Origin of the sequence: Bacillus sp. AFS029637, from assembly GCF_002584985.1 — a bacterium.
In the GTDB taxonomy this organism is placed as follows: domain Bacteria; phylum Bacillota; class Bacilli; order Bacillales; family Bacillaceae_G; genus Bacillus_A.
Map to the genome: position 1 here is coordinate 125,488 of NZ_NUPZ01000013.1, position 6,823 is coordinate 132,310.

The 6,823-nt window shown below is 32.0% G+C and carries 10 protein-coding genes and 1 pseudogene; all 11 read right to left on the reverse strand.

Annotated features, from left to right (window positions below):
* Nucleotides 1–103: 103 nt before the first annotated feature.
* A complete protein-coding gene (locus tag COE49_RS05530) occupies nucleotides 104–832 on the reverse strand; it encodes a hypothetical protein (protein ID WP_098357568.1) in 729 nt (242 codons plus the stop codon).
* Between the two features lie 15 nt (nucleotides 833–847).
* Nucleotides 848–1,957 carry a DUF58 domain-containing protein gene (locus tag COE49_RS05535; RefSeq protein ID WP_098840736.1) on the reverse strand — a complete coding sequence of 370 codons (1,110 nt, stop codon included), beginning with the start codon at nucleotides 1,955–1,957 and terminating at the stop codon, nucleotides 848–850.
* The gene (locus COE49_RS05540) at nucleotides 1,954–2,886 is read right to left on the reverse strand and encodes an AAA family ATPase (RefSeq protein ID WP_088229504.1); all 933 of its coding nucleotides are present in this window, start codon (nucleotides 2,884–2,886) and stop codon (nucleotides 1,954–1,956) included. Before COE49_RS05540 ends, COE49_RS05535 begins: the two co-directional genes overlap by 4 nt.
* Before the next feature lie 211 nt (nucleotides 2,887–3,097).
* Nucleotides 3,098–3,562 (reverse strand): hypothetical protein, encoded by a 465-nt coding sequence (locus COE49_RS05545; RefSeq protein ID WP_088229505.1) that lies wholly within the window; start codon nucleotides 3,560–3,562, stop codon nucleotides 3,098–3,100.
* Nucleotides 3,563–3,602: 40 nt separating this feature from the next.
* Complete coding sequence (locus tag COE49_RS05550; protein WP_240522891.1) at nucleotides 3,603–3,782, reverse strand: hypothetical protein; 180 nt, start codon at nucleotides 3,780–3,782, stop codon at nucleotides 3,603–3,605.
* A complete protein-coding gene (locus COE49_RS27930; RefSeq protein WP_240522890.1) occupies nucleotides 3,760–3,933 on the reverse strand; it encodes a hypothetical protein in 174 nt (57 codons plus the stop codon). Before COE49_RS27930 ends, COE49_RS05550 begins: the two co-directional genes overlap by 23 nt.
* Before the next feature lie 387 nt (nucleotides 3,934–4,320).
* Nucleotides 4,321–4,452, reverse strand: a complete 132-nt coding sequence (locus tag COE49_RS27935) for a hypothetical protein (protein WP_255291288.1) — start codon at nucleotides 4,450–4,452, stop codon at nucleotides 4,321–4,323.
* Nucleotides 4,453–4,901: 449 nt separating this feature from the next.
* Nucleotides 4,902–5,246, reverse strand: a complete 345-nt coding sequence (locus COE49_RS05560) for a hypothetical protein (protein WP_088229506.1) — start codon at nucleotides 5,244–5,246, stop codon at nucleotides 4,902–4,904.
* A 2-nt stretch (nucleotides 5,247–5,248) separates the two neighbouring features.
* Nucleotides 5,249–5,820: pseudogene (locus COE49_RS05565) on the reverse strand (hypothetical protein); the annotation flags it as partial.
* A gap of 226 nt (nucleotides 5,821–6,046) precedes the next feature.
* The gene (locus COE49_RS05570; RefSeq protein ID WP_001087574.1) at nucleotides 6,047–6,436 is read right to left on the reverse strand and encodes a hypothetical protein; all 390 of its coding nucleotides are present in this window, start codon (nucleotides 6,434–6,436) and stop codon (nucleotides 6,047–6,049) included.
* A gap of 34 nt (nucleotides 6,437–6,470) precedes the next feature.
* The coding region (locus COE49_RS05575) for a CdiA family toxin C-terminal domain-containing protein (RefSeq protein ID WP_255294739.1) at nucleotides 6,471–6,823 on the reverse strand (353 nt) is incomplete at its 5' end.

A 6,823-nucleotide genomic window follows, 5' to 3' on the forward strand; every position in this document is an offset into this window, starting at 1 on the left:
AAATCGATTAAAAAATCGTACCATCCTTTGTAACCTACATTGGATAATACATGAAACATTACACCTTGTAATTCCTAAATCTCTTTCTTTCAATTTTTTTAACTTAATCCAATTTCCCATCCCCCTCTATCCACTTCATTGTTTTTTCCACATCTAATTCCGTATAATTCTTTTCACCATATCGAACAGACTCATATATCGGAATAATGCCTCTCGTTCTACATATTCTCTTTAACCATTGTTGCATCGTTTCATAGGATCTTCTCTGTTCATGAAATGGTAAAGTCCTTTCCCATTCAACTAACGTTTTTCTTATCGTATCTGTAGGCAACGGTTGCTCTAACTGATGCCTCACTTTCTCGTTCTTTTCGGTCCTTACCGTATTTTCTTTTGTTACCGATTGTTTCTCTTGTTCCATTTCTGATTTCGTTAACTTTTTCCTAACTGATTTATAAAGAAAATATATAATTACCACTGTAATAACAACATAAAAAACTACAGTAATCCATGAATTTGAAAGTACAGAAAATATGGCTCCCCATAAACTTTCCCTTTCGAACTCTTTCATTTTTTTACCTGTTGTTGTTCTTATCCCTTTATCTTCTACTTTTTTATCTTCAATAGGTGTCTCATACTCTTCAATATTTTCGTAGTTTATTGTTTCTTTATAAATTTTTTCAGATTTTTTCTCACTAAAAAAACGCTCTTTTACTATGCCTTGTACATGCACAACACCTTGCGATAACGCTATCGCACTAATCGAAAAGAAAAGTATAATTATTACTTTAACACTCCAAAACTTCACTTTCGTATGCTGCTTTTTATTCAACATGACAGAAGCCCTTTCTTATTCTTTAATTACAATCCATTTATTCGTTCTACTATATTTCTTTGGTGAAGTACCAAGGATTAAAGGAACCGCATCCAGTTCCTTACGACGAAAACCTGCTGTGTAAAAATAAGAAGAAGATACAGGCGTATCCTGATCCGATATTGAGGCAAGTACCTTTAATACATTTTGCAAGTGTTTCCGATTATCCCCATTTTTTATATGTAGCAAACCGTTATCTTTTACACTATTGATCCATACTTCAAACGAACAGTTTTGCATGAGCAGTTGTTTACATATACCCGCCGTTAATTCGATTAGTTCCTCTGTATCATTTCGCAAAGAAACACCACTTTTGTTTTGCAAGTTGAGATAAATCGCGTATTTATCTGATTGCGTTCGCTCGTACTTTTTCGCGGTTATCGTCCCTGTTTTCGCTGTTGCACTCCAGTGGATGGAACGAAAATCTTCATTTTCATAAGACTTCACTCCCATTACTTTCGTTTCATCATATAAGGGTGAAGACATCGCTTTTCGAAATCCACGTGACCATTCTTGTAATTCGGGCACTTGTATTTTGGGAACAGCTGGTAAGACTAAATAGGAGGGCGTATCGACTTGTTTATATGTTATATGGTTCGTTACGAATCCAAAGAGATCAGTAATAACAATTTCAACTTCTTCCCATTTCGCAATGCCTCTTTTTAACGCTACAGCTTGCAAATCAAATGAAACAGACTCTCTTCCTTTTAAATTAAAATTCATATAATAATTTGAACCTGTATTAGTATTTTTGTTTATTTCATCATGATCCCAAGTTAGCTTATTTTCACATTTAAATCGAAATACGATATTAAGAATAGGAAATATCGACTTGTTTGAAATTTTAATTTTGCACATATTCGTTTCACCTATGAAAACATTTGAATTCCCTTGACTGTATTCCCATTCAACACGAGATACTTTACGCATGTATACATGCGTAGCACCTATTAAAATCACATACAAAAATACGAGAGATAATAAGAGTAGATTACTTGAAAATACACTTAAGATAACGGCTACAACTGACATAACTCCCATTACGAAAGGCTCCGCTAAAGGTGTATACACAAGCTGTTGATTCATCGTACATTCTCCACTGGCACACTAATTGTATGGAGAATTTCTTTCATGATTTGTTCTTTCGTCGTTTTCATCTCTCCCTCAATCGTTAACGTTAAACGATGAGCGCAAACGGATGCAGCAAGTAGTTTTATATCATCTGGCGTGCAATAATCTCTTTCATTTAATATTGCCCGTGCTTGAATCGCCCTCATAAATGCCAACGTCCCCCTCGGACTTACACCAATTTCAATTAACTCATGCTTACGCGTTGCCTCAATAATTTCAAGAAGATAATCTTGCACATCATTCCCTACTAACACTTCTCTTGCACGCTTTTGCATCGTAATAATTTCTTCACTTGAAATAATAGAATGTAACGTTTCTAACGGATCATTCATTTGAAACCGATTCATCATTTCCTTTTCTGCTTCTCTCGTAGGATAACCTTGTCGAATTGTAAGTAAAAACCGGTCTAATTGAGCATCTGGTAAAGGAAATGTACCAGCGGATTCAAGAGGATTTTGCGTCGCAATAACTAAAAAAGGTTCTGGTAATGAATGTGTCTGTTTCGCAATCGTAACAGTACGTTCTTCCATAACTTCCAATAACGAAGATTGTGTTCTCGGTACAGCTCGATTAATTTCATCCACTAATACGATATTTGCAAAAATAGGACCTAACCTCGTTTTAAATTCCGATTCCTTTACATCAAAATATTCAAGACCAATAACATCTCCAGGTAAAGTGTCAGCTGTGAATTGAATTCTTTGGAACTTAGCGTCCACACTTTTAGCCAAACTTTTCGCTAACGTTGTTTTCCCCGTCCCAGGTACATCCTCTAATAAAATGTGCCCTCTTGCTATGAGAGCTATTGCTGCAAGTTCAATCGATTCATCTTTTCCTATAATAACTTTCGAAATATTGTTAGTTATTTTCTTTAATGTACTCATATAGTAATCTACCACCTTTAAATTATCTAAAAATTAAGAATATATATTTTCCAAATTATAACATGCAATTCGAAGATGAAATAGAGTAAAAAGAAAACTTATATTTTTTCTTCACTGCACGTAAAAAAAGCACCTATTGTCGTCGGTTGACAATGAAGTGCCTAACTCACGTAATTTTCATATTGGGTATTTGACACCTTATATACATTCACTATCTCTCCTCTCTGCACAAATGAATATAATGACCAAAATCAGGAAATACATCCCAGTTATTTTCAAGATGATCATGAACCTCTCGTTCTTCTACTAACCCTTTATTTACATCCATTTTTTCCATTACTGTATAACCATTTTCGCGGAAATTCAAAATTAAGCGAGTGTTTTCTTTTTCATTCGTATCATTATATTCCCAATACATAGCTGTTCTTAAGAAAATTCTATTATCATTTATAACTTCAAAATCATAATTTAAATACTTACGAACTAAGTCATCATAAAAACCAACTGAAACCCAGTCTTTTGTAACATTTATAACATACTTAATCCTCTCACCTTCAGTTAACACAGCCGTATATGGTTCGTGATTTTGATGACACAAGTATGCTTTACATGTATCAATTATATTCCAAGGTTGCTTTCTAATATCTGACCACTCGTCACAATAATAAATATTCATAGTTAATAATCCCTACCTTCTATACCTCTTAAAAATATTCCTAGTTTCTATTTTTTTCATCATGCTCTAAAAATAAATACTGTAAGTCACCATTAATAGTTAATTGAAAATCCAACTCTTCATCTTCAGTACACAGTCCTTCTTCTATTATTCTTAAAACTGCATATACAGTATCCACTTCTATTTGTTCAAGTATTTTAAATAATATCGATTTTTTCATTAGAAAGCCCCGTATATAATTTCATTGCATCCTTCCAATAGTGATCAGTCACTTCATTACTATTCGTACTCTCAAATAATTCACGATACGTTGTTAAATTCCCTCTAATTATTGATTGGTGTAACTGTTTCATAACATCTTGTATACTCATACTTTTTATTACCTTCTATTTTCATTTGATTGTTACATTCACACAAATTATTTTTTTATCAAAATAAAAAAATGCTCAAAACAAACTAATAATGTTTTGAGCATTTTAATCACTTATGTATAATAATTTACAGTATCTTATTACTTACTACTTTCACTTATGGGTTTTACTATACACATTACTTATTTCACTTTTAAAATCATCATACATTAAAAATGCCTCTTTTAATATTTCCTCTAACTCCAAATAGTTTCGATCAACAGCCTTCAATATCCTACTTTTTCGCGTCTTCGCACCATTCAACCAATCATTTGACATTTGTGATCCATCTTTAGTTTTCCCTAATTGTGAACTGCCAAATTTAGCTTCATCAATAACATATTTGATCTATGATTCTGCATTTGTATTTTCGTATAATCCATCAATCCCTTTTACTATTTTATCATTTATGCCTGATGGTGCACTTTTTCCGACTGACTTTAAATCAAATCCAGCTTCTTTTAAACTTTGATTATTCAATAAATTGTCACTAGATTTTATTTCACCATAATTACCTTTTTGCTTATTTGTAGCTGTTTTCGCATCAAAATTATCTACAGTTGTGTTTTTGTTACTGCTAGGTTTACCGTTAGCCGTACCCTAAGTATCATCCTTAGCCCCTTTAACTCAACCAATTTCTTCCTAAAGCTTTGAAATCTTACTTTGAGTATAGGCTTTCGTGTCTTTATGACTTAGGGTGATTGCCTCTTCAAATATTAACTACTATAATTACAAGTAAATTAAAACAAACTTAAAAGGAATGAATTCTTTACTATACAGAATTCATTCCTCACTAGTTGCTTAAAATATTTATCTAACTCTTTAGTTTCAATTCACATTCAATATCCCCTAAACATACATTAAATTTAAATTTCCCTCCATATTTTTAAATTCCTAAAAATGATGGAAAGCTAGCATACCCTGCAAGCTTATGCTGAATACCACTCTTCCGTAGAAAAATTATCAGCATTTGAATTTCCTTCTAACTCCCATTCGCTAATAAAATTAATTATTTCTCCTAAAATTAGATTTATATCATGATTTTTTATAATCAAACCTCTATGATTATTCCAAGTCAAATCAATTTCGATATTTATATTCAACTCATCCTCACATTTACTTAAAAAGTCATTCATTACTAAGGTAAAACATAAATTCACAAAATTATCAGAAATCCAAATTACGGATGAATCATCATTAACCTTCTCTATTCTAAATCTTAAATTATTGTATGCAATCCACTTTATATTACCTTGTATTTTTTCTACATTCATAATTATTTTCCTCCCATACTATGAAATAATCCTGTCAAGACATCCATTGCTGGATTTGTTTTTAAACTGCCATATATCACATCTTCCCATGAACCATACTTTTTATAAAGTTGTTCAGGTGTAGATCCTTCTGCTCTGCCATATTCAAGAATATTTCTTTCATTGCATTCAATCCATCTAAATTATTAGATTTTATATACGTTTCCATTCTTCCTTGATTTCGCTCTTCAACTTTCAATCTAGCAATTTCCTCCATAGATAGCCCATCATTTTGAAGATTTTTAATATCTTGTTCTAGTTGTATTCTTTTTTGTTGTATTTTTTCATGATACTTTATTCTTTCGCTTCTTGCATAAGCTACATCATCACCATTTGTCCAGTCTACCCCAAACTTATTTAAGGCAGATTCCTTCTTAGGTGAATATCCATATACAGCTTCAGTATTTCCCTCAATCTCCTTTGCTATCTTAGGATTATCTAATGGATTTCGAAGTTTAGAATTTATTTCTCTTCTGGTACCACCAGCCTCGACTATATCATCAAGATAATTGCTTACAGTTTTACCCGTACCCTTATAGTTGTTATCTCACGCTAATTTTTAATTAGAGATTTTTTCAATAGACTCAACAAAAGAGACCTNNAGGTCTCTTTTGTTGAGTCTTTTTCATCTATAACTTCCTCTTTACTTATTCAATATCAGACAATCTTCCTTATTGAAATATAATAAAATCCTAATAAAAACGCGTTCTTCAAAAAGTTCTTTTTCTGCCCTACGAATCTAGTAAAATGGCTATAAGATATTACAAATTTAAGCTACGCTTAACTTGCACTAATAAATCCATTAATCCATTTCTTTCTGGATTTTTTTCCACTTCTTTTTTCACATGTTCTTCCAAATAATTATAAAAAGTTTCAAAGTCCAAATACACTTGTTGTTCAGACTCAACAGCTGGAGAATCTAATTCAACTAACACATGCTTATCATCTAAAGGTGTAGGTAGCTGTGACATATCAAATTCATCTAAATCAGACTGAAAATGAACGAATACTATTTCTTGTCCAAATCCCTCTTTTTTTACAAAAAAACTCAAAGCTCTTTCCAAGTACTTACCGTTTATAAAGTTAAAATATATTGACATCAATTCATCGTTTTTCTCTTTATCTTCAATAAATTCAAAATTACTATTCACTTTATCCTCCTATAAATATTGTATCTTGATAATATCAGTCTAGAATTGGGAAAAAGTTAGTTATCTCACCAGCATCATTTAAATAACCTCTGAACTTCAATCCATTTGAAGCAGTACCTTCAACAAGCCTACCATTTATTGTTCCCTTTTGCATTGCTTCTTTTCCCCACTGATATATCTTATCATCACTAATCATTGCTGGATCGTATATTGTTTTAGGCTCCTTAATATTTTTATACGAAACAGGTTCTGCAATATTTCCAGCCATATCTTTTCTAGGTATTTTGTATTCAATCTCATAAATCCCTTCAAGGTATTTTTGTGTCGCTTGTACCTCTTCTTTTGTAAATCTATTATTGATAGATTTATTTTCGCTGCTTATTCCTT

Coding starts and splice junctions, on each gene's coding strand:
- COE49_RS27930 (WP_240522890.1), bottom strand. CDS start 3,933: ATGAGTATACAAGATGTTATGAAACAGTTACACCAATCAATAATTAGA.
- COE49_RS05545 (WP_088229505.1), bottom strand. CDS start 3,562: ATGAATATTTATTATTGTGACGAGTGGTCAGATATTAGAAAGCAACCT.
- COE49_RS05530 (WP_098357568.1), bottom strand. CDS start 832: ATGTTGAATAAAAAGCAGCATACGAAAGTGAAGTTTTGGAGTGTTAAA.
- COE49_RS05550 (WP_240522891.1), bottom strand. CDS start 3,782: ATGAAAAAATCGATATTATTTAAAATACTTGAACAAATAGAAGTGGAT.
- COE49_RS05560 (WP_088229506.1), bottom strand. CDS start 5,246: ATGAATGTAGAAAAAATACAAGGTAATATAAAGTGGATTGCATACAAT.
- COE49_RS05535 (WP_098840736.1), bottom strand. CDS start 1,957: ATGAATCAACAGCTTGTGTATACACCTTTAGCGGAGCCTTTCGTAATG.
- COE49_RS05540 (WP_088229504.1), bottom strand. CDS start 2,886: ATGAGTACATTAAAGAAAATAACTAACAATATTTCGAAAGTTATTATA.